The sequence below is a fragment of the Noviherbaspirillum phoenicis genome (assembly GCF_047237965.1).
Lineage (GTDB): Bacteria > Pseudomonadota > Gammaproteobacteria > Burkholderiales > Burkholderiaceae_D > Noviherbaspirillum_A.
The window spans coordinates 1,346,608-1,366,430 of the sequence record NZ_JBDFLX010000001.1; the positions used below are offsets into that span (position 1 = coordinate 1,346,608).

General features: G+C 50.9%; 20 protein-coding genes. 6 read left to right on the forward strand and 14 right to left on the reverse strand.

Going from position 1 to position 19,823, the window contains the following annotated elements; genetic code table 11:
• Nucleotides 1–93: 93 nt before the first annotated feature.
• Nucleotides 94–531 (forward strand): Cd(II)/Pb(II)-responsive transcriptional regulator, encoded by a 438-nt coding sequence (gene cadR / locus ABC383_RS06065; RefSeq protein ID WP_413012467.1) that lies wholly within the window; start codon nucleotides 94–96, stop codon nucleotides 529–531.
• Between the two features lie 23 nt (nucleotides 532–554).
• Here the strand turns inward: cadR and nadE are convergent, their stop codons facing one another.
• The 9 genes from nadE to ABC383_RS06110 form a co-directional block, all read right to left on the reverse strand.
• The gene (gene nadE, locus ABC383_RS06070; protein WP_413012468.1) at nucleotides 555–1,481 is read right to left on the reverse strand and encodes an NAD(+) synthase; all 927 of its coding nucleotides are present in this window, start codon (nucleotides 1,479–1,481) and stop codon (nucleotides 555–557) included.
• Nucleotides 1,482–2,246: 765 nt separating this feature from the next.
• Complete coding sequence (locus ABC383_RS06075) at nucleotides 2,247–2,528, reverse strand: hypothetical protein (RefSeq protein ID WP_413012469.1); 282 nt, start codon at nucleotides 2,526–2,528, stop codon at nucleotides 2,247–2,249.
• A 518-nt stretch (nucleotides 2,529–3,046) separates the two neighbouring features.
• Nucleotides 3,047–3,391, reverse strand: coding sequence for a MerR family transcriptional regulator (locus tag ABC383_RS06080; RefSeq protein WP_413012470.1), 345 nt, complete (start codon nucleotides 3,389–3,391; stop codon nucleotides 3,047–3,049).
• Between the two features lie 24 nt (nucleotides 3,392–3,415).
• Nucleotides 3,416–3,772 (reverse strand): copper-binding protein, encoded by a 357-nt coding sequence (locus ABC383_RS06085; protein ID WP_413012471.1) that lies wholly within the window; start codon nucleotides 3,770–3,772, stop codon nucleotides 3,416–3,418.
• A gap of 23 nt (nucleotides 3,773–3,795) precedes the next feature.
• Nucleotides 3,796–4,302 (reverse strand): cupredoxin domain-containing protein, encoded by a 507-nt coding sequence (locus ABC383_RS06090; protein ID WP_413012472.1) that lies wholly within the window; start codon nucleotides 4,300–4,302, stop codon nucleotides 3,796–3,798.
• Between the two features lie 61 nt (nucleotides 4,303–4,363).
• A complete protein-coding gene (locus tag ABC383_RS06095) occupies nucleotides 4,364–5,752 on the reverse strand; it encodes a multicopper oxidase family protein (RefSeq protein WP_413016251.1) in 1,389 nt (462 codons plus the stop codon).
• Between the two features lie 29 nt (nucleotides 5,753–5,781).
• Nucleotides 5,782–7,191 carry a TolC family protein gene (locus ABC383_RS06100; RefSeq protein ID WP_413012473.1) on the reverse strand — a complete coding sequence of 470 codons (1,410 nt, stop codon included), beginning with the start codon at nucleotides 7,189–7,191 and terminating at the stop codon, nucleotides 5,782–5,784.
• Nucleotides 7,188–7,595, reverse strand: a complete 408-nt coding sequence (locus tag ABC383_RS06105; protein ID WP_413012474.1) for a hypothetical protein — start codon at nucleotides 7,593–7,595, stop codon at nucleotides 7,188–7,190. Before ABC383_RS06105 ends, ABC383_RS06100 begins: the two co-directional genes overlap by 4 nt.
• A 116-nt stretch (nucleotides 7,596–7,711) precedes the next feature.
• Entirely contained in the window at nucleotides 7,712–8,167 is a 456-nt protein-coding gene (locus ABC383_RS06110; RefSeq protein WP_413012475.1) for a hypothetical protein, read from the reverse strand.
• A 206-nt stretch (nucleotides 8,168–8,373) separates the two neighbouring features.
• On the opposite strand from ABC383_RS06110, the gene ABC383_RS06115 reads away from it, so the two are divergent.
• From ABC383_RS06115 to ABC383_RS06125, 3 genes are all read left to right on the forward strand, one after another.
• Nucleotides 8,374–11,064, forward strand: a complete 2,691-nt coding sequence (locus ABC383_RS06115) for a heavy metal translocating P-type ATPase (RefSeq protein WP_413012476.1) — start codon at nucleotides 8,374–8,376, stop codon at nucleotides 11,062–11,064.
• Between the two features lie 129 nt (nucleotides 11,065–11,193).
• Complete coding sequence (locus ABC383_RS06120) at nucleotides 11,194–11,622, forward strand: helix-turn-helix domain-containing protein (RefSeq protein ID WP_413012477.1); 429 nt, start codon at nucleotides 11,194–11,196, stop codon at nucleotides 11,620–11,622.
• Nucleotides 11,619–11,861: a hypothetical protein gene (locus ABC383_RS06125; RefSeq protein ID WP_413012478.1), complete on the forward strand. Its 243-nt coding sequence runs from the start codon at nucleotides 11,619–11,621 to the stop codon at nucleotides 11,859–11,861. Before ABC383_RS06120 ends, ABC383_RS06125 begins: the two co-directional genes overlap by 4 nt.
• A gap of 131 nt (nucleotides 11,862–11,992) precedes the next feature.
• Here ABC383_RS06125 and ABC383_RS06130 read toward each other — a convergent pair whose 3' ends face one another.
• Nucleotides 11,993–13,267, reverse strand: coding sequence for a type II restriction endonuclease (locus ABC383_RS06130; protein ID WP_413012479.1), 1,275 nt, complete (start codon nucleotides 13,265–13,267; stop codon nucleotides 11,993–11,995).
• A gap of 148 nt (nucleotides 13,268–13,415) precedes the next feature.
• Between ABC383_RS06130 and ABC383_RS06135 the strand changes: the two genes are divergently transcribed.
• A complete protein-coding gene (locus ABC383_RS06135) occupies nucleotides 13,416–15,464 on the forward strand; it encodes a copper resistance system multicopper oxidase (protein WP_413016253.1) in 2,049 nt (682 codons plus the stop codon).
• A 422-nt stretch (nucleotides 15,465–15,886) separates the two neighbouring features.
• Nucleotides 15,887–16,792 (forward strand): copper resistance protein B, encoded by a 906-nt coding sequence (locus tag ABC383_RS06140; RefSeq protein ID WP_413012480.1) that lies wholly within the window; start codon nucleotides 15,887–15,889, stop codon nucleotides 16,790–16,792.
• 219 nt (nucleotides 16,793–17,011) lie between these two features.
• Here ABC383_RS06140 and arsH read toward each other — a convergent pair whose 3' ends face one another.
• From arsH to ABC383_RS06160, 4 genes are all read right to left on the reverse strand, one after another.
• Nucleotides 17,012–17,728, reverse strand: a complete 717-nt coding sequence (gene arsH / locus ABC383_RS06145) for an arsenical resistance protein ArsH (RefSeq protein WP_413012481.1) — start codon at nucleotides 17,726–17,728, stop codon at nucleotides 17,012–17,014.
• 9 nt (nucleotides 17,729–17,737) lie between these two features.
• Nucleotides 17,738–18,808, reverse strand: a complete 1,071-nt coding sequence (gene arsB, locus ABC383_RS06150) for an ACR3 family arsenite efflux transporter (protein ID WP_413012482.1) — start codon at nucleotides 18,806–18,808, stop codon at nucleotides 17,738–17,740.
• 62 nt (nucleotides 18,809–18,870) lie between these two features.
• On the reverse strand, nucleotides 18,871–19,380 hold the full coding sequence (locus ABC383_RS06155) for an arsenate reductase ArsC (RefSeq protein WP_413012483.1): 510 nt from the start codon (nucleotides 19,378–19,380) through the stop codon (nucleotides 18,871–18,873).
• Nucleotides 19,377–19,724, reverse strand: coding sequence for an ArsR/SmtB family transcription factor (locus ABC383_RS06160; protein WP_413012484.1), 348 nt, complete (start codon nucleotides 19,722–19,724; stop codon nucleotides 19,377–19,379). Before ABC383_RS06160 ends, ABC383_RS06155 begins: the two co-directional genes overlap by 4 nt.
• Nucleotides 19,725–19,823: the final 99 nt, after the last annotated feature.

The following is a 19,823-nucleotide window of genomic DNA, read 5'->3' on the forward strand; positions in this document are numbered from 1 at the left end:
CTTGATAAAAGCTTGAAAGGGGTTTCGATATCTGCTATTAAAAACCCTGAAGCCACTAGAGGGTCAAGTGAAAAATTAAAATTTGGAGAAAATATGCAAGAAACCTTAAAAATTGGTGAACTGGCCAAGCGGACAGATTGCCCTGTCGAAACTATTCGATTTTATGAACAAGAAAACTTGCTGCCAGCACCAGCAAGGACCGCGTCCAACTATCGCGTATATGGCGATGCCCATGTAGAGCAACTGATATTTATTCGACATTGTCGGGCACTGGATATGACACTCGACGAGATTCGACGCTTATTACACATCCGAAATGCCCCCAATGATAATTGTGATGAAGTCAACATGTTGCTCGACCGGCATATCAGGCAAATAGCAGAGCGAATTTCGGAACTGCAGTCTTTACAGAAGCAGATAGGGAAATTGCGTAGTATGTGCAATTCATTTCGCACATCAAAAGACTGTGGGATCCTCCAGTCCTTGGCCACCACCATGGAGGTATACAGCGAGAAACCTTTTGAGCAGTAAGGCCCATAAAGTTAAAGCTGTGGTCATAACATATGGTCGCTAACACCTGAATACCCATGCCTAAGAGGAAAAACAGGGAGCATTCGTTTGTGTTGCGTCTTCAAGTATTGCGCGACAATCAGTTTTTCGTACTCTACAGGTATATCCATTCCTTCTAGATAATCGTCAATTACGTCATACGTGACGCCATAAGCTTTTTCGTCAGGTTTTCCCGGATCAAGATCTTCAAGGTCCGCAGTTGGCACTTTCATGACCAGCACTTCTGGTATTCCCATGTAGCGAGCCAATTCGCGAACCTGACGCTTGTTTAGACCGGACAACGGAGCAACATCACAGGCACCATCGCCGAACTTCGTAAAAAAACCCATCAAAGCTTCCGCTGCGTGATCAGTACCAAGAACTAAGCCATTGGACTCCCCTGCAATTGCATATTGCACGACCATCCGCTGGCGTGCCTTAATATTACCCTTTACAAAGTCAATCGTAGCCGCAATTTCCGCTGCCCACCCGGAAGGTGGCGTGGGCCCGAACTGCTCGGAAATAATCGCATCAGTCGCCGTGGCAATATTAGCAGTACGCATTTCATCCGGCTGAATAGTGGTTAATGCGAACTGAGCTTCTCTCTCATCCCTTTGTTGACCATAAGGCAAACGCATAGCAATGAATCGGCAATCGTAACCTTCACTGCGCAACGCCGTGCATGCCCGCTGCGCCAGCATTCCGCAGGTAGTCGAATCAACGCCACCGCTAATGCCGAGTACATAACTATTACAGCCAGATTTTTTTAAATAATCCGCCAGAAAAATAACGCGGCGCGCGACCTCAGTCTTTGCATCGAATGCCTCTGCCATGCCGAGTGCATGTCGCACACCATTCTGAAAACTTTTGTCCATAAACAGCCTCCCGTCGTTGTCAATATTTCCAATAAAAGCCGCTATTTTCAAATTCAATTTTTCAAAGCCATTAAGTCTATTTTAACAAAATAGGGAAGTCTTGCAGGCTGGGGCAAACGATAGGGAAAAGTGAAACGGCTCCCAGCGACGAAGCCTAGTCGCGACCAATATGCGCTGTTTAGAACTCCTTGGCGAACGTACCATGGGTGCGCAACTTCGAACACCAAGTAGCTTAGTTACATATACGCGCTGCCATATTGAACTGCTGTACGCGTCTCGGCCCTCCTACTAAAGCTCCTGTGCTATGTGTATAGAGAGGCAAATTCTGTTTTCGCCTTATTTTTGCAAAAATCCCTCCATATACGAAAAAGAAAGCAAAATACCACTTTAATAAGCTAAGGCAAAAAGAAAATTTGTAACCTGAATAGGTTGGATTCAAAATAATATCGTAAAACATATCAAACTCTTTCTGCTGGTGGTACAGCTCGCCATCGTCTCCTTTAGTGTTTTTGCACATAGAGAAGCGTTAGACAGTAGCGGTTGCCACACCAAACCAAACGTGAAACTGGCGAGCATTACTGTAACAGGGATAGTAGTTTTACAGAAAATACCCAGTCTCGTGCAACCAACGAAGGCCGCCGACTGGCTTCGACCCTTTCCCTAGTGCGATCCTACGATGACATGTGCCAAGTTAGACCTGGCGGTGGACGCTATCGAATCATTGACGGGCGGAAAAGATATGGCTGCCAATGCCCATAACAGAATCAAGTGCGATGAGGTAACCAACAGGAAATTTAGTGAACAATGGACAACGGGTTGTTCTTATATAACGCCGAACGCTACATTTTCGAGACGGCATTCGAGGCACGTGATGCCATTGAGGGTGAAATTGAGTAAATTGGTTGCAAAACTTACCTTTGCCCCATAGCGGATGAGGACCGGACACAGCGCAAGCTTGTTATCCCTTTCGGCCGAAATACCGGTTACGTTTTGTTGTTTTCCTTTAAAAGCAAAACGCCAAACCATGTAACCGCTCCTCGCCATCAAATGCAGGACGATTTTCTTCGCGGGAATACGGCCTTGCCATAACTTATAGCCTGACATTCGGTTATAAATTTTTAAGTATCGAGGCTGGATATGTAATCAACGTCCTCTTGGGAGAAATTGGCCAGCGAAGGCATAGATGTCCCGAGTTTTCGGTCACTACGAAATAAAATAAAGATTCAATGCAAATTTCGACTTAAAACATTATATCGTCGACCGGGACATTATAATTACCGCAACCGCTTCTTTTTGCGGCTCCAGCACTTTTTGCTTTCCTAAGCCTTTAAAGCTTTTTCCTATCTATGCTACTCCTCACGAGACAGTATGTGCAGTAGCCACCTATATTAATACGACTGCTATTGCAGCCAATTCCATGAACGAACACCACTCGGTCGGTCTGTCTCACATATCAGTCAAATCCGCATGATTTCTCATTGCACTGACAATAGAATTTGCCTAGCCAGGTGCAGGTTGACTTGATCACTGAGTAAAGGCTCTATTCATTTTTAAGATGAAGCGATGGGTTCGCAATGAATAGTCACGGGCAAAATCATTGGCGACACTTCCAAGTTTGATTACTAACGTTTTGAACTTAGAAGAATATCTCGCAAAACTGTCAAAGCGCCAATCTTTTCATTTATTGAATTTAATGTCGCTTCCAGTTCCCGAACGTCTTCCTTGGTTTGGGCGTCCCGCGATGCACGAAGCTTTATGAGCTTTTGGATTTCAGGTAACGAAAATCCAAGACTTTTTGCCACCCGTATGAAGCGGATCGCGTCAACTGCCTCATAAGGAAAATGACGAAATCCGCTTGATCCACGAGGGGGCTTTGAAATCAAGCCCTGCCGCTCGTAAAACCGTATCGTCTCTACGTTGACCGACGCTAAACGGGCCAATTGAGAGATGGTCAGGGTTTGATCCATGATGGAAGCGGCAAGGCTTATTGGTTAGTTGGCGGTTTCCAACTTCGTCACAGCCAAAGCACCATCAACCTTCTCAGCCATGAAGTTGATCTTGTCGCCCGCTTTCACCTGCTCCAACATGGAAGCATCCTTGACCCTAAAAACCATGGTCATGCCAGGCATGTCCAGGTTGACAAGAGGACCATGCTTGATGGTGATTTTGCCGGCGTCCTTATCGACTTTCTTCACTTCACCAGCAGCCAACGATTGTGCATCGCTGCTGGATTTGGATGCTGCTTGCATGTTGCCGTGCGCAGAATGATCCTCTGCTGCACTTGCAACCAGCGGGAATGGGAGAGCAAGAGCCATCAATACTGCTGCGACGTTTGATTTGATTTTCATGATCTATCCTCAGTAAATTTAGATTACTTGACTGCTACTTGGCCTTTCATACCTGCCTCATAGTGGCCTGGCTGAAGGCATGCAAAATCAACCTTCCCAGACTTGGTGAACTGCCAAATGATCTCGCCGGACTTGCCTGGGTCAACGGTGACCGCATTTTCATCGGCGTGCTCCATTTCCGGCATCTTGCGCATCATCGCCGCGTGTTCCTGAAGCTCTGCAATCGAACCGATGACCATTTCGTGTTTTAGCTTGCCGGAATTCTTCACAATGAAACGAACGGTTTCGCCCTGCTTTACCGAAATGGACTCTGGGTTGAATCGCATTGCATCAACCATATCCACCGTGACGGTGCGCGATGCCTTTGCAGCATCACCGGGTTTGCCAGCAGCGGAGTCGTGCCCGCCTTTTTGTCCTTCAGTATGCGCATGGCTACCGTGACCTTCTTTGTCATGTCCCGGTCCGGCATAGGCTGCCCCACCAAACGCCAGCACAGCAAACGAGCACGCTACGAGTAAAGCTGATTTCATATTTATTACCTCTTCATGTTGTTGTAAGTAGATCTACACACGGTATTTCGCGTGCACGACTTCAGTGACCGCTATGGCCATTTCCTTTTCTTACTTGCAGAACCGTTTCACCTGGCTTCGCTGCCGATCGCTTGGTTTCCGGTGCGGAGGGTGCCTCCGGCATAGCTGAGGCATCGCCCTTCCATTCGTAGGCGACCGTTCCCGCTGGATGCTTGTACCAACCTGGGTCCTTGTAGTCATTCCGAGCAAGGCCGCTGCGCACCTTTACGGTCGTGAACATGCCGCCCATTTCCAGTCCGCCGAAGGGACCGGTACCCGTCATCATCGGCAATGTGTTATCGGGTAGCGGCATCTCCATTTCGCCCATCGAACCTCCACGTTCTCCCATCACCATGTAGTCAGGAACCAGCTTATTAATTTTGCCTAAAACATTTCGCTGATCCACCCCAATCATTGTCGGAACGTCATGTCCCATGGCGTTCATGGTGTGATGAGACTTATGGCAGTGGAATGCCCAATCACCAAGGTCAGTTGCATCGAATTCAATTGCGCGCATTTGCCCAACCGCGATATCAGCAGTAACTTCTGGCCAGCGTGATGCCGGAGGCGTCCATCCACCGTCTGTGCCCGTCACAACGAATTCATGACCGTGCAAATGAATTGGGTGGTTAGTCATCGTCAGATTTCCAACCCGAATACGGACACGATCATTTAATCCTACGACCATCGGATCAATTCCAGGGAATACACGGCTGTTAAATGTCCAAAGATTGAAGTCCAGCATCGTGGCGGTCTTGGGAGTGAAGCTGCCTGGCTCGATATCAAACGCACTCAAGAGGAAACAAAAGTCGCGGTCCACGCGGTGCTGGCTGATATCTTTCGGATGCGTTACCCAAAACCCCATCATCCCCATTGCCATTTGCGTCATTTCATCAGCATGCGGGTGGTACATGAATGTGCCCGGCCGCTTTGCGATGAATTCATAGACAAACGTCTTACCGGGTGGAATACCAGGCTGGTTCAAGCCTGTTACACCGTCCATGCCGTTCGGCAGACGCTGGCCATGCCAATGGACGCTGGTATGCTCGGGGAGCTTGTTGGTGACGAAGATACGTACACGGTCGCCCTCGACAACCTCAATGGTGGGACCGGGCGACTGGCCGTTGTAGCCCCATAGATTCGCTTTCATTCCCGGCGCGAATTCACGTACGATTGGCTCAGCGACCAAGTGAAACTCTTTCACGCCATTGTTCATCCGCCACGGCAGAGTCCAACCATTCAGCGTTACAACGGGGTTGTAAGGACGACCATTTGGCGGCGCAAGCGGAGCCTGGGTAGTTGCCTTATCCATCAATGGTGCTTCAGGCAAGGAAGCAGCACCGACGCGGCTCACTACGCCAGCGCCAACAAGCGCAGCCCCTGCTCCAAAAAAATCTCTGCGTGAGACCATCTTGTTACTCTCTTTCATTCAAAATTAGTTCAGTCAGCAGTGGCAGACGCCGATTTGCTTTCACCCATAGTGGCCCCCTCGACAGAGCGACCTGTCTGAGCCATTTGGAGTGCAGAATCAGAAATCCAAAAATCGCGTAAGGCATCGATCGAGGCATTGACGCTTCGGACCTGCGACCGCGCATCAGCTAAGAGCGTGAATACGCTGGTCAGCATTCCGTTGTAGCGCAGCATTTGTTCATCTGATATCCGCTTCTTGAGCGGAACGACTTCGTCCCGATAGTGCCTTGCAACGTCATAGGAAGTGCGATAGGCGGCATATGCTGTACGCACTTCAGACTGCGCATCAATAGCTAATGCACTTGCACGGTTGACCGCCTGCATGTACATCGCTTCAGCACGCGCAATACGCGCACCTCCAAAATCGAACAGCGGAATGAGCAGTTCGATTTCGTAACCAGTTTCTCGCGGTCCGCCATCGCTAAAGGAGTTGCGCAGATAACCCACATCAAGTACGTTGACGAACCTTGTTGCTTTAGTGAGGCTCAAAGAATCTGCCAATCCGCTGAGTTCCCGCCGAGCCATCAGCACATCCAATCGGTTCTGCAGGGCTTGTGCTTCTATATCACCCCCGCTCTTCACCTCTTTAGGCAAAGCTGGCAGACGATCTGGAAGCTGAAACTTGGCTTGCGGTCCGGACAGGCCCATCAGGCGTGTGAGCTTCTCACGTTCGATTACATGCGTCTGCGTTGCGCGGGCGAGGTCGGTCGTAACATCGGCGTAAAACGCTTGCTCCCTGGCCAAGTCGAGCCGACTCCAGTTTCCGACTTCAACCATCTTTCGTGCCAAGTCAACAGTGGCCTCTGCAGACAGCTTTACCTGCTGCATATACTTGACGGTTTCCTGCGCCGCAATGGCTGAAAAATATGCCCGCCTAGTGTCATCGGCTATCTGAAGTACATCTCCGGCTGTTCGCAGTTGAGCCTGCTCGAAGCGCCGACGCTCAATACGGGTCGCTATGGGCATCGTGAGCAGACTGACTACGGGAACCATAAGGCGGCGTTCAATTTCGATTTCGTCGCCACGCTTTAAGCGACCGAATGAAAACCCTGGATTCGGTAACCGTCCTGCTTGTACCAAGTCAGCTTCTGCAATACCAAGGTCAGCATATGCGGCCTGCAAATTCTTATTATTTAGGAGTGCAATAGTTACAGCATCATCAACGGTCAGTTGCTTAGCGAGGATCGGCCTTATGGTAGTGTCAACAGCGCCTTCCGGCGAATTCGCGTTTGGTCGCTGGACCTCTTTCCCGATTCGTTCCTTGGTCAATGTGCTGACGTTCGAGAAACCGCCGTCCTGAGAAAATGAAGCACAACCTCCAAGAAACACCACGGATGCTGCCAATGCAATCGGCCTTACGCTCTTACTAAACATTTTCATTGATTTTCCTTCCCTTGCATGTTGTGCATGCCTTTCATGTCACCGTGATTCATCCCGCTCATGCTGCGCATTGCGCTGCCTTCTTTGCTCGACTCCCCGGCCGTTGGCGTGCGCGTTTTCGGCTCCTCTTTTTTCATCGTGCTCATGTCGTGGCCGGGCATGCTCGACATATCGTGGCCAGCATGTCCTGACGTCTCTGCAACTTGTTCGTTGGCCTTCTTCCATGAAGTCAGTTCGAAATCTTGATAGCCTTTGTAGTCGGAAAACACCGATTGGTACTGAACAGACGGAACTGTTACTTGTGTCGTAGGCAGATCACTTCGCCCCTCCTGAGCCGATGCAGAAAAAGACATGGCGGCCAGCCACGCAAAGGCTGCGCAACTCATAACGCGAGTTGAAAACATAATGACTCCAGAAATCGTATTAATTAAGCTGGCAAGATCCGAACGGATAAGCGAGCGTTACATCAGGTGAAATCAGCGGCGCAATTGCGCTGCAAGGCCCAGCGTGGATGCTGGACTCAGAGGAGGGAGAACAACGGCGGTCGTTGGGGCGTGCCTGGTATATGGCCAGTAAACTGAGATGGATAGAACGAACCAACTGTCAGCCCTGGTGGCTCAAGCGTTGGCATTTCATTCAAGGGTTCTGGTACTACTGCCATACCAAAACAGGAAGCCGCACAGTGGCTGCACTTGGCAGTTTTGTCTACCTTCGCACCAGGAGAATGCCCCATTTCTACGCTCGCGCCACCAGTGGCACTGTCATGATGAAGGGCGGTGGACTGCACTTTCACGACCACATGATCCGCCCCAATGTCGAGTGCTTTGGCGACCCGTGCACTCGAATGATGCGTTTGATTAAGGGCAGACATCATTTGATTCGACCCGCAGCAAAGCATGGTCGCCGCAGCAAAGCCTTGGACAGGCAGTGCCAGCGCGATGAACCACACTAATGCATATTTGAGGAATCGAGTCATGTTGCTTAGTATAAATCAGCTTTCCCGGTTAATTTCCGTAATGAAGCAAGTTGCGTTGCTTTTTCAATTTTTCTTAGTATAAATCTTCGCGAATGACGGTCCATTAACGTTCACATTACAAATTTGTAATGAATCGACCCTGGCAAACCCGCGAGAATAACAACTAGGCAAGGTCAACTGGACAAAGCAACGTAAAGGAACCGATTATGGATGAGTCGAAGAAAAACGTTCAAGACCAAGAGAGCTTGAATGCTGATCGAGTCCTTCACAGCGCCTCCTCGGTCGAAAAGGGAATCGGACATACGCACCACGCTACCCCATCGGCAAATTCAGCTTCTAACACTAGTTATCCCCACCATTCGGATGCACAGTCAGCTAGCCAGAGTATGTCGGTGCTGGCGAAAGATCCCGTATGTGGAATGCCCGTTGCTCCTTCATCTGAAAAGCAAGCAGATCATCAAGGGCAAGCTTATTATTTTTGTAGTGCCCGTTGTTTGTCCCGGTTTCAATCGAACCCTGCTGCTTATGTTGAAGGCAAACCCGGTATAGCAGCGCACAAGGGGCATGACCATCACGTTGTGCATTCAACCACAGTAGAGAAGCCATATACCGACCCGGTTTGTGGAATGAAGGTGGCCGCAAACCCAGCAAGAATGATCGGCCATGAACTTGAACATTACTATTTCTGTAGTGAACGGTGCATGGAAAAATTCCGAGCGAATCCGGCACAATATCTCACTGATAAGACTCCTGCCGCACCTGCTGAGCGGCGATCTGATGTTCGCAAGGTTCTCTATACCTGCCCGATGCACCCTCAGATTCAGCAGATCGGTCCTGGCACCTGCCCTATATGCGGCATGGCGCTGGAACCAATGGACGCAACGGCTGAAGAGGATACGAGTGAACTGGAGGATATGACCAGTCGGTTTTGGATTAGCCTTGCTCTGACCGTGCCGCTGCTTCTCGTAACGATGAGCGAATTTATTCCGGGAGCAAACGTGCCGGGACGTATTGGCGTCGACCGCTATAACTGGCTACAGGCCATACTGGCAACGCCGGTCGTGCTATGGGGCGGATGGCCTTTTTTTGTCCGGGGCTGGGCCTCTTTCAAAACATGGAATCTCAACATGTTCAGCTTGATCGCCTTGGGTACCGGCGCTGCGTTCGCATTCAGTGTGTTTGCGCTATTGTTTCCAGCCGCGCTTCCCGAAGCATTCAAGATGCATGGCGTGGTTCCGCTTTACTTCGAGGCAGCCGCCGTTATTGTCACCTTGGTTTTGATGGGCCAAGTTCTTGAACTTCGCGCAAGGTCAAGGACCAACAGTGCAGTCAAGTCGCTACTGGAACTGGCTCCCAACACAGCACTTCGCGTCAGGCCGGATGGGACAGAAGAAGATGTCCATCTCGACAAAGTGATATTGGGAGACATTCTGCGGGTAAAACCTGGTGGAAAAATTCCGGTAGACGGAGAGATCACTGACGGCCATTCCAACGTCGATGAGTCCATGATCAGCGGTGAACCAGTGCCTGTTGAGAAGCGACCTGGGGATAAGGTGACGGCCGGCACAGTCAATCAAACTGGCACGTTCCTCATGAAAGCGCAAAAGATTGGCTCCGACACATTGCTTTCTCGCATTATTCAGATGGTCAACGAGGCAGGCCGATCCCGAGCCCCTATACAGAAGCTCGCCGACCAAGTTTCTGGGTGGTTTGTACCGGCCGTAATTGCGATCGCCGTAGTCGCGTTCATTGTGTGGGCTGTCTACGGTCCATCGCCGGCACTCGCCCATGGTTTGGTTGCCGCCGTTTCCGTATTGATCATTGCCTGCCCCTGCGCCCTTGGATTGGCGACCCCTATTTCCATCATGGTTGGTGTCGGCCGGGGTGCTACGGAAGGCGTTCTGATCAAAGATGCAGAAGCACTTGAGCTTATGGAGAAGGTCGATACTTTGGTGGTTGACAAGACGGGCACGCTTACTGAGGGAAAACCAAAGGTTCAGAAAGTCATAGCAACCGCCAATTTCAATGAAACAGACGTGTTGAGTTATGCAGCGAGCTTAGATGCATTGAGTGAACATCCTCTGGCGGTAGCAATCGTGCTCCACGCAAAAGAGCTAGCTACCACTATCAAGGCGGTGGAAGAATTTGAGTCCGTCACGGGCAAAGGGGTACAGGGCAAAATCGACGGACGACGCGTTCTTCTTGGCAATGCCAAAATGATGGCGGCCGAGGGAATCGATGTGGGTCCAGTCGACATGCAAGTTCAGCAACTGAGGGAATTGGCTCAGACGGTGGTGTTTCTAGGGATTGACGGCCAGCTTGCCGGACTTGTAAGTGTTGCAGATCCCATCAAGGCGACAACGCGCGAAGCGATTGAGCGACTACATCGTGCTGGGTTGCGAATCGTTGTCCTCACTGGTGACAATGCGACCACAGCAGCCGCTGTTGCCAAGCAGCTTGGGTTGGATGATTTTAAAGCCGATGTATTGCCAGAAGACAAACTGAACTATTTGAAAGCTCTGCAGCAGGAGGGACGAATTGTTGCGATGGCTGGCGACGGCGTGAATGATGCACCTGCACTGGCCCAAGCGAACGTAGGCATTGCAATGGGCACTGGCACCGATGTGGCTATGAACAGTGCCAGAATTGTGCTTGTGAAGGGCGACCTGCGCGGCATTGCGAACGCAAGGCTGCTCAGCCAGGACACCATGAAAAACATTCGGCAAAACCTGTTCTTTGCCTTTGTTTACAACTTCCTCGGCGTACCGGTTGCAGCAGGGATTTTGTATCCGTGGTTTGGGATACTGCTGAGTCCGATGATCGCTAGCGCTGCCATGGCACTCAGTTCGGTGTCGGTCATCGGGAACGCATTACGTCTCAGGAACCGCGTCGTCTAGTGGTAATGAAAACGCCTCTGTAGTGTTGCTGCAAAGTACAATTCATGCCCATGTACACGCCTGGCGGGACAGGGGGTACTATTGAGTTCATCAAGCGCTCGAAACGCCTTGATGGAGCTAACTATGTCCATGCATTCACTGCTCGATCCTTGCAACCGCCCTCTTGGTGGCGGCTACGAAGAGGCCATTCGTCAAGGGAAACTACTTGTGCAGCAACTTTGGTCAGGCCGTGAGATGCTCACCACTGAAGAAGCGGCAAAACTGCTCGGGGTCACGAAGCAGACAATCTATCGACGTAAGAACGCAAGAAAGTTACTTGGCTTAGCTGCAGATACGACGGCATACCGTTATCCAAGTTGGCAATTTGATTCAGATGTTATGCCTTGCGTTCCTGATGTTATAAAAAAATTAAAATCCTACAGCGCTTGGGGTGTCTATTTGTTTTTTACGCAAAAAGAACCACTTCTTGGAGGTGAATCTCCTCTACAAGCCATTAAACGCAAAAAATGTGACGAAGTAATAAGAGTCGCCGAAATCCTGGGAAAGGAAAATGAGTGAAATTGCGTTTCGCAACTTATAAAGCAGTTTCCCACAATGCGCCAGCCAACCCAATTACCCCGTCTTTACTTCCCGAAAAGCCTCGCCTATTTATCGGCCGACACTTGATTAAGCATCCCTATGAAAGACAGGTCGAAGGGTATCAAAGGATTTTTAAAAATGCCAATTTTTTATTTAACACGGCCATTTTAACTGTGCAAGACATTGACGTAATCACCGATTATTTTTGCTTCAGTTAAAAAAGTAACATATATTGCCATATATGAATTTTTCACAAAATTTTTTGACACAACACCAAAGTCCCAAACAGCGACATTTGCATCAAACTATTGCGCAGATGTTTTAACTCAATATGGCATGAACGATATATTTACGCTGCGACCCTGTGCGAATCAAGTGCAGATGATATTGCAATCACACCCTTTAAACCGCTCCCAAATCGACCGATTGCTTCTCTATTTGATTTGAGATTATCGTAGCCAAGATACCGTACATCGAGATCGGCGACCCGTGAAAACGCGGGCCTAGCGAACTGAGCACGAACATCTTTCTCTCTGGCGTCAGGAGCAACAAGGAAGAATGAAGCATTTCCATGTTCTGGGAAGCCGAGCGCTAAATCGAGCATCCGAACAATGCCTGAATAGATACTGGTGCTGTGCTCAACCTCAAAGGCGGCTGCAATCTTGCCTTCTTCTTTAGATAACCAAAGAACATCGATCAACGAAATGAGACTGGCACCCTGGTTCTGTTGCAATGCCAACGGCAACTCGGCCAAACAGCCCTGACCAAGGCGCTCACCCTGATAGGTCCTGCCTTTGTCGTTGTTAGCAATCCAGACGTCATAGCCAAGATTCATCCCCAAGTCCCTTAACCATCCCTGAATCTCGGTGTGGGTATGGTCATTTTCACGAGCCAAAGCGAGCGCCTTCTGGCTTGCGGCATTCTCAGCTCTAATTGCTGCCAAGTCGCTTTCCCAGTCAAGCCGCCCATCTGCGTTTGCAGTCACCCCATATCGACCGTTTCCAATGTCAAACAAAAGGCCGGCGAGTGCACCGTAGTCGTTTGACAATAGTTGCCGATACGCATCGTTCAAAGTGCGCATGCCCTGCCGCATTGCCAGATACTCATCCCATTTGCCGAGTTTGACGTTCGCACCCGTCAGCAAGTTATAGCCTTTGATAATTGCGGTGTTCGTCGGTGGCACAACTGTAGGGTGAAGAAAATAAAGCAGGTTCGCGCTTGCCGGCCCCAAGCCTTTAATTTTTCTGCCGTCTATTTCGCGAATCGCAGCGACAATTTCCTCTTCGCTTTGACAGCAAAGGCAAACATCTAAAAATCTACCGAATGCAACTTGATTTGCGCGGTCTTCATAAATATCTGGAATACGAAGCTTTGGTTTCCAAAGAAAAGCGTGATCCGCACCTTTGAATATCTGTCTTTGCTCTGCAATGGAATGAACAACTGTTTCAAGGGAAGAGTCTCGATATGCGTTCCCAAATTTGTCTTCTCGAATCTCTTGTACAACCGCCTGGAGGCCTCGGCGAATAGAACGAAAGTTTTTTAAACGTTCTTCCCACAGAAACCAGGATTGATATGTACCGCCGATGTCTGCCTTCCAAGCCTGTATAAGACTCCAATGTTTCATTCTTGAATTTCCCTCAAAATCGCCGCTTTTTAAATCAGGTTTTTGCGTCTGCTCAAAGACTTGCCGGCATTATACAAGCGATACGCCACCATTTTAATTCTCCTCTGCTATCTTTTTGAAGCAAGTTGCATGGTTAAATTTCCAACGCATGGACGTCGTTTCGACCGGATTAGCTATTGGGGGATATGTGTACAGATCAGGAAAGCCAAGCGCCGACAAAGATGTCAATTTTCGTCGTCGCCGGTTTGTTCAAGGAATAGCTTCAGGGGGTGTAATGGCCGCATTGGGCGCTTGGAGCCTGCCGAATGCCGCATACGCTGCACCCAATCAGCAAAGTATTCTCGAAGGGACTAGTTTCGATTTAACCATTGCTAATACTCTGGTGAACTTCACCGGAAAAGAGCGAACCGCAACGACGGTCAATGGACTTTTTCCGGGACCGACGCTGCGAATGAAGGAAGGAACATCAGTAACCATCAAGGTGACCAATCGTTTGGATGAGCCAACGTCCATCCACTGGCACGGGCTTCTTTTACCGTTTGATATGGATGGCGTCCCTGGGATCAGTTTTCCTGGAATCGAGCCAGGTGAAACGTTTGTTTATCGCTTCAAGGTTCAGCAAAGTGGCACGTATTGGTATCACAGTCACAGCAAATTTCAAGAACAAACGGGTTTATTCGGCGGAATTATTATTGACCCGGCGGGTAGTGATCCAATTCGCTCCGACCGAAATTATGTTTTGATGCTCAACGATTGGACAGATCAAAATCCAGAGTGGGTATTCCGGCGACTTAAACAGGAATCGGACTTTTTCAATTACCAGATGCCGACCGCTGGAGACTTCTTCCGAGATGTGTCAACCATGGGTTTTTCCCAGGCGACGCAGAAGTGGAAAATGTGGAACCAGATGCGCATGAACCCGACAGACCTCGGCGATGTATCTGGTGCGACATTCACTTATCTCGCCAACGGCATGCCACCCAACGCCAACTGGACAGCGCTGGCAGAACCGGGCCAAACCATTCGGCTACGTATCATCAACGGCGCAGCGACCACGATATTTGACGTGCGAATTCCTGGACTGAAAATGACCGTAGTTTCTGCGGATGGACAGGATGTGGAGCCGGTCGAAGTGGATGAATTTCGTATCTCCGTAGCAGAGACGTATGACGTGCTCGTGAAGATGCCGGATTCCCGTGCCTACACGATATTTGCTCAGTCGATTGATCGATCTGGCTTTACACGAGCAACTTTGGCACCTCGCATAGGAATGAGTGCACCGGTTCCGGATATGGACCCTAAAACGTGGCTTTCCATGGTGGATATGGGTATGGGCGACATGGAAGGAATGGCTGGCCATGATATGTCTTCTATGAGCGGGCAAACAAAAACCCCTCAGGGCAGCATGCAAGGACACGACATGTCCGCCATGAAGGGAGGCGCGCAAACGCCTCAACTGGGCATGCAGGGTCATGATATGTCTGCGATGAAAGACCATGACATGTCTTCCATGAAGGGAAGCACGCAACCCCCCCAAGCAGGCATGGAAGGTCACGATATGTCCTCGATGAAGGGCCATGACATGTCTTCCATGAAAGGCGGCGCTCGGGCTTCTCAAGCGGGCATGCAAGGCCATGATATGTCCGCCATGAAGAGCAGTGCGCAAGGAATGCAGGGTCATGACATGTCGTCTGCTCTCCCAACCGGTCCTTCGGTGGATTCTCGTGCAATGGCTCCATCTAAATCGCTTAGCGATCCGGGACCAAGGTTACGTGACAACGGGCGCAGAGTTTTGACGTACGCAGACCTTCGAACTGTAGGTGGGATGACAGATAAACGACCACCCAGCAGGGAAATTACGTTGCGATTGACCGGAAATATGAAACGGTTTATCTGGGGATTTGACGGCAAGAAGTTTTCGGAGGCGGAGCCGGTGTATTTCAATTATGGAGAACGCCTGCGTATTACGTTAATTAACGATTCGATGATGAACCACCCGATTCATCTTCATGGAATGTTCAGTGATATTGAGAACGAAGAGGGTCAATTCCAAGTTCGCAAACACACTGTGAACGCTCAGCCGGGTAAGCAAATAAGTTTTCGGGTAACAGCAGACGCACCGGGGCAATGGGCGTTTCACTGTCACCTTTTATATCATATGGAGGCAGGCATGTTTCGAATGGTGGTAGTGCGATGAAGGCCCCATTTCGGCGTTTTTCCTTACGCTGCGCAAAGTCGAAGGTAGTAGGATCGGCGTTCCTGTGTGGGGTGTTATCAGTATCCGCACACGGTCAGACTCCCATGCAGGGGATGGACCACAGCACCATGCCTGGAATGCAGCAGACTCCAAATCAACCGAGCCCAGCTACACCCTCTACTGCTCTGCCTTCCTCGACCATGCCAGGTATGGACCATAGCAATATGCCGGGTATGCAGCAGACTCCGAGCCAACCGAGCCCTGTTGCGCCTTCTACCGCTTCGCCTTCCCCTGCCATGCCGGGAATGGATCACAGCACTATGCCTGGCATGCAGCCCCCGCCAGGCCAACCGCCATCTACTCCTCCCGTTCCTCCTGCTCCGTCGTCAATGCCAGGTATGGATCATGGAAACATGCCGGGCATGGACCATAGCAATATGCCGGGCATGAAGACGCCACCGCCACAACCGAGACCTGCATCGCCCTCCACTACAACGCCATCGTCTTCAATGCCAGGAATGAATCACGGGAACATGCCGGGCATGGATCACGGTTCAATGCCCGGCATGCAACATGATATGGGCCAGTCAAAATCGACAGCGCCGCAGAGCGAGATGCAACGTACGTCTCCTGTTTTGCCATATCCAAGAAACCCTGATGGCTCTATCCCAATACCAGGGAAAGGTATGGCAATGTCCGACGACGCCGTTATTTATATGGCACTTTTGGACCGCCTTGAATATGCGAAAAGCAAGGACGATCACGGGTGGATCTGGGATGGCCAGTTCTGGGTCGGGAAAGACTACAACAGGCTTTGGATTAAGACAGAAGGTGAGCGCACTTCCGGCCAATCGAATGGCCGATTGGAAGCATTATGGTCCAAACCGGTGGCTGCCTTCTGGGACCTCCAGGCTGGGGTGCGTCATGACTTTGGAGCGGAAAAGAGCCGTCAGTGGGCCGCGTTCGGCGTACAGGGAATTTCTCCGTATTGGTTTAACGTGGAGGCTGCTGCCTATGTCGGTCCGTCAGGGAGAACAGCAGTACGAGGAAAAGCCGAGTACACCATTCGCTTGAGCCAAGTGCTCTTGTTGACGCCGGAAATTGAAGCGAACGCGTATGGCAAGGCAGATAAGGAACGCGGAATAGGAAGTGGACTGTCGGACGTTGAACTCAGTTTGCGTCTACGATATGAAATTCGAAGGGAAATCGCACCCTACATCGGAATAAACTGGGGTCGGAAGATTGGGCAAACTGCTGACCTTGCACGTCAAGCGGGAGAATCCCCTATCGAACGCCAAGTAGTCGCGGGTGTGCGTCTATGGTTTTAAAGTGTAATGACTTAGAATTCATCTGACAGCAAGTGTCAAATTTGATCGAAATTTCGACCTGTCTAATAGTCTGAGTTCGGCCAAGAGCAGAAATCGAACCGCGCCATTTCAGATGGCTGCTTTAGGCTAGTTATCAGACGGGCATATTGAATACAACCGTCTACTGCGTAAAATTTAACATTTGCATGAAATGCAAAGCAAAATGCCTGTATCGTAAGGTCAGATGGACCGTTGATTTACCCGTTTTGAAAGTTCTTCCGCACTTTCCTTGCGCTCGCTGTAGCGATCCACCAAGTAGGGTGCGATATCGCGGGTCAGCAACGTGAACTTGTAGAGTTCTTCCATCACATCGACGACACGGTCATAGTAGGCCGATGGCTTCATCCGGTCGTTTTCGTCAAACTCCATAAATGCCTTGGCGACGGAGGACTGGTTAGGGATGGTGATCATGCGCATCCACCTGCCTAGCACGCGCATCTGGTTCAACGCATTGAAGGACTGCGAGCCGCCGGAAACTTCCATCACTGCCAGTGTTTTCCCTTGGGTTGGCCGGACAGCGCCGATGGAGAGTGGGATCCAGTCGATCTGCGCCTTCATAATGCCCGTCATCGCCCCATGGCGCTCAGGGGAACACCAGACCATGCCTTCGGCCCACTGCGCCAGCCTGCGCAATTCCTGGACTTTCGGATGGCTGTCGGGCGCATCGTCCGGCAGCGGCAGGCCGCTGGGATCGAATATCTCGACGTCGCCTCCCATCGCCTCGAGCAGGCGGGCAGCCTCTTGAGTCAGTAAGCGGCTGAAAGACTGTGGCCGCAACGACCCGTAAAGCAGAAGAAATCGCGGCGCGTGCGTTGAAGTTGCGACCCCGGCGAAGTCCGACCGCGCTGGGACGACAAACAGGTCTTTTGTGAGGTTCGGCAGGTTATCAGGTGACATAGGCATAAGTTAGGCTTTGGCTTCGTACCAGTGCTGCGATCGGTTCACAACCGCGACTACCAACAGCATCACTGGCACTTCGATGAGGACGCCGACCACAGTCGCAAGCGCTGCGCCGGACTGAAATCCAAATAGGCTGATGGCAGTCGCCACCGCTAGCTCGAAAAAGTTGGACGCGCCTATTAGGGCTGACGGACCGGCAACACAGTGGGCTACACCCAACTTCTTGTTCAACAGGTAGGCGAGGCCAGAGTTAAAAAGTACCTGAATGAGAATGGGTACAGCCAGGATGGCGATCACGACCGGCTGCTGCGTGATGGCCTCGCCCTGGAATGCGAACAGCAGAACGAGCGTTAGCAACAACGCAGAGATCGAATAGGGACCCAGGGCTGCAACTGCACGCTCGAGGCGTCTTGGACCCTTCGCCAGCAGCATCTTGCGTATGACTTGTGCCAGGATCACAGGGATGACGATGTAGAGCACAACGGACGTGATCAGCGTATCCCATGGCACCGTAATGGCGGACAGGCCAAGCAGGAGTGCCACCAGCGGCGCGAACGCCACGATCATGATGGAATCGTTCAGTGCAACCTGCGAAAGCGTGAAGTACGGGTCGCCCTTGCATAGCTGGCTCCAGACAAACACCATCGCCGTGCAGGGCGCGGCAGCCAGCAAGATCAGTCCAGCGATATAGCTGTCGAGCTGATCGGCCGGTAAGTAATCGACGAATACATGGCGGATGAACAGCCAGCCCAGGAGCGCCATTGAAAACGGTTTGACAGCCCAGTTGATGAATAGGGTGACGCCTATGCCGCGCCACTGGCTGCGCACTTGCGTCAATGCCCCGAAGTCGATCTTGATAAGCATCGGAATAATCATGATCCAGATCAGGATGCCGACCGGGATGTTGACCTGGGCCACCTCAAGCCGCGCCAAAGCCTGAAATGCAGCAGGGAATGCGCGTCCCAGCAGGATGCCGACGACAATGCAAAGGGCTACCCAGATGGTCAGATAGCGTTCAAAAAAGCCGATGGCCGGCGCAGCGCCGCCAGCTACTGCCGTGGTGTGAGTGGTGGTCATTTTGGTCTACAAAACGGAGCAGCCGCTACCGTGGTGAACCAGGCAGCGGCCAACTATCGAGGTTAGGCGGAGGTAACCGGCGTGTCGCCAATCTTTTTGATTTCTTGCTGTACTGCATGCTTTTCCAGCAAGTGCACCGGCAGGCTTACGAACGTGTTCATCCGGGCCAGGATTTGCTTGAAAATCTTCTCGAAGGCCACCCGCTTTTGGTCGTCGGTGCCCTCAATCGCAGCCGGGTCTTCGAATCCCCAGTGCGCGGTCGCTGGATGACCTGGCCAGTAGGGACAAGTCTCACCTGCAGCGTTGTCGCAGACAGTGATGATGAAATCCATGTGTGGCGCACCAGGTGCTGCGAACTCGTCCCAGCTTTTGCTGCGCAGGTTGTCGACCGGGTAGCCGGTTTTCTTGACCTGTTCGATAGCAAATGGATTGACCGTGCCGCCGGGCTTGCTACCGGCGCTGAATCCCTGGAAGCGGCCCTTGCTCATCGTGGTGACAAGTGCTTCAGCCATGATGGAGCGAGCCGAGTTGCCAGTGCAGAGGAACAGGACGTTATACGTTTTTTCAGTCATTTGAGGCTCTCCGTCAGGAGCAGGTTGGAGGAAGTAGAAGCGCTTACAGGCGTGCAAGGGTTCCCGCCACAACAGTTTTCAGTCAGAAACGCAATTAATCTGTTCATGGTTTCAAACCGGGCGGAATAGAAAATTTGGCGGCCTACGTGCCGTGGCTGAATCAACTCTGCGCGCACCAGGTCCTTCAGATGGAAGGAAAGCGCGGAGGGCTTGACCTCTAGCCCACTAGAAATTGCGCCGGCAGTAAGCCCCTCCGGGCCTGCCTGCACCAACATGCGGAAAACTTTAAGCCGATGCTCATGTGCAAGCGCATCAAGGGCGGTAACGATAGCGATATGGTCCATAAGCAGGACTATACAACATTTGCCGTTTAATTCAATAAATATTGAACATTGGCGTTAGACTACTATGATGGTTTGACGACAAGCTACCGGTACGTCACC

Bases quoted from the DNA above. Each gene is read 5' to 3' on its own strand.
- ABC383_RS06080 (WP_413012470.1), bottom strand. From the start codon at position 3,391: ATGGATCAAACCCTGACCATCTCTCAATTGGCCCGTTTAGCGTCGGTC.
- ABC383_RS06085 (WP_413012471.1), bottom strand. From the start codon at position 3,772: ATGAAAATCAAATCAAACGTCGCAGCAGTATTGATGGCTCTTGCTCTC.
- ABC383_RS06105 (WP_413012474.1), bottom strand. From the start codon at position 7,595: ATGTTTTCAACTCGCGTTATGAGTTGCGCAGCCTTTGCGTGGCTGGCC.
- ABC383_RS06115 (WP_413012476.1), top strand. From the start codon at position 8,374: ATGGATGAGTCGAAGAAAAACGTTCAAGACCAAGAGAGCTTGAATGCT.
- arsH (WP_413012481.1), bottom strand. From the start codon at position 17,728: ATGTCACCTGATAACCTGCCGAACCTCACAAAAGACCTGTTTGTCGTC.
- ABC383_RS06075 (WP_413012469.1), bottom strand. From the start codon at position 2,528: ATGTCAGGCTATAAGTTATGGCAAGGCCGTATTCCCGCGAAGAAAATC.
- ABC383_RS06110 (WP_413012475.1), bottom strand. From the start codon at position 8,167: ATGACTCGATTCCTCAAATATGCATTAGTGTGGTTCATCGCGCTGGCA.
- ABC383_RS06120 (WP_413012477.1), top strand. From the start codon at position 11,194: ATGCATTCACTGCTCGATCCTTGCAACCGCCCTCTTGGTGGCGGCTAC.
- ABC383_RS06100 (WP_413012473.1), bottom strand. From the start codon at position 7,191: ATGAAAATGTTTAGTAAGAGCGTAAGGCCGATTGCATTGGCAGCATCC.
- ABC383_RS06130 (WP_413012479.1), bottom strand. From the start codon at position 13,267: ATGAAACATTGGAGTCTTATACAGGCTTGGAAGGCAGACATCGGCGGT.
- ABC383_RS06090 (WP_413012472.1), bottom strand. From the start codon at position 4,302: ATGAAATCAGCTTTACTCGTAGCGTGCTCGTTTGCTGTGCTGGCGTTT.
- arsB (WP_413012482.1), bottom strand. From the start codon at position 18,808: ATGACCACCACTCACACCACGGCAGTAGCTGGCGGCGCTGCGCCGGCC.
- ABC383_RS06095 (WP_413016251.1), bottom strand. From the start codon at position 5,752: ATGGTCTCACGCAGAGATTTTTTTGGAGCAGGGGCTGCGCTTGTTGGC.
- ABC383_RS06160 (WP_413012484.1), bottom strand. From the start codon at position 19,724: ATGGACCATATCGCTATCGTTACCGCCCTTGATGCGCTTGCACATGAG.
- ABC383_RS06155 (WP_413012483.1), bottom strand. From the start codon at position 19,380: ATGACTGAAAAAACGTATAACGTCCTGTTCCTCTGCACTGGCAACTCG.
- cadR (WP_413012467.1), top strand. From the start codon at position 94: ATGCAAGAAACCTTAAAAATTGGTGAACTGGCCAAGCGGACAGATTGC.
- ABC383_RS06140 (WP_413012480.1), top strand. From the start codon at position 15,887: ATGGACCATAGCAATATGCCGGGCATGAAGACGCCACCGCCACAACCG.
- ABC383_RS06135 (WP_413016253.1), top strand. From the start codon at position 13,416: ATGGACGTCGTTTCGACCGGATTAGCTATTGGGGGATATGTGTACAGA.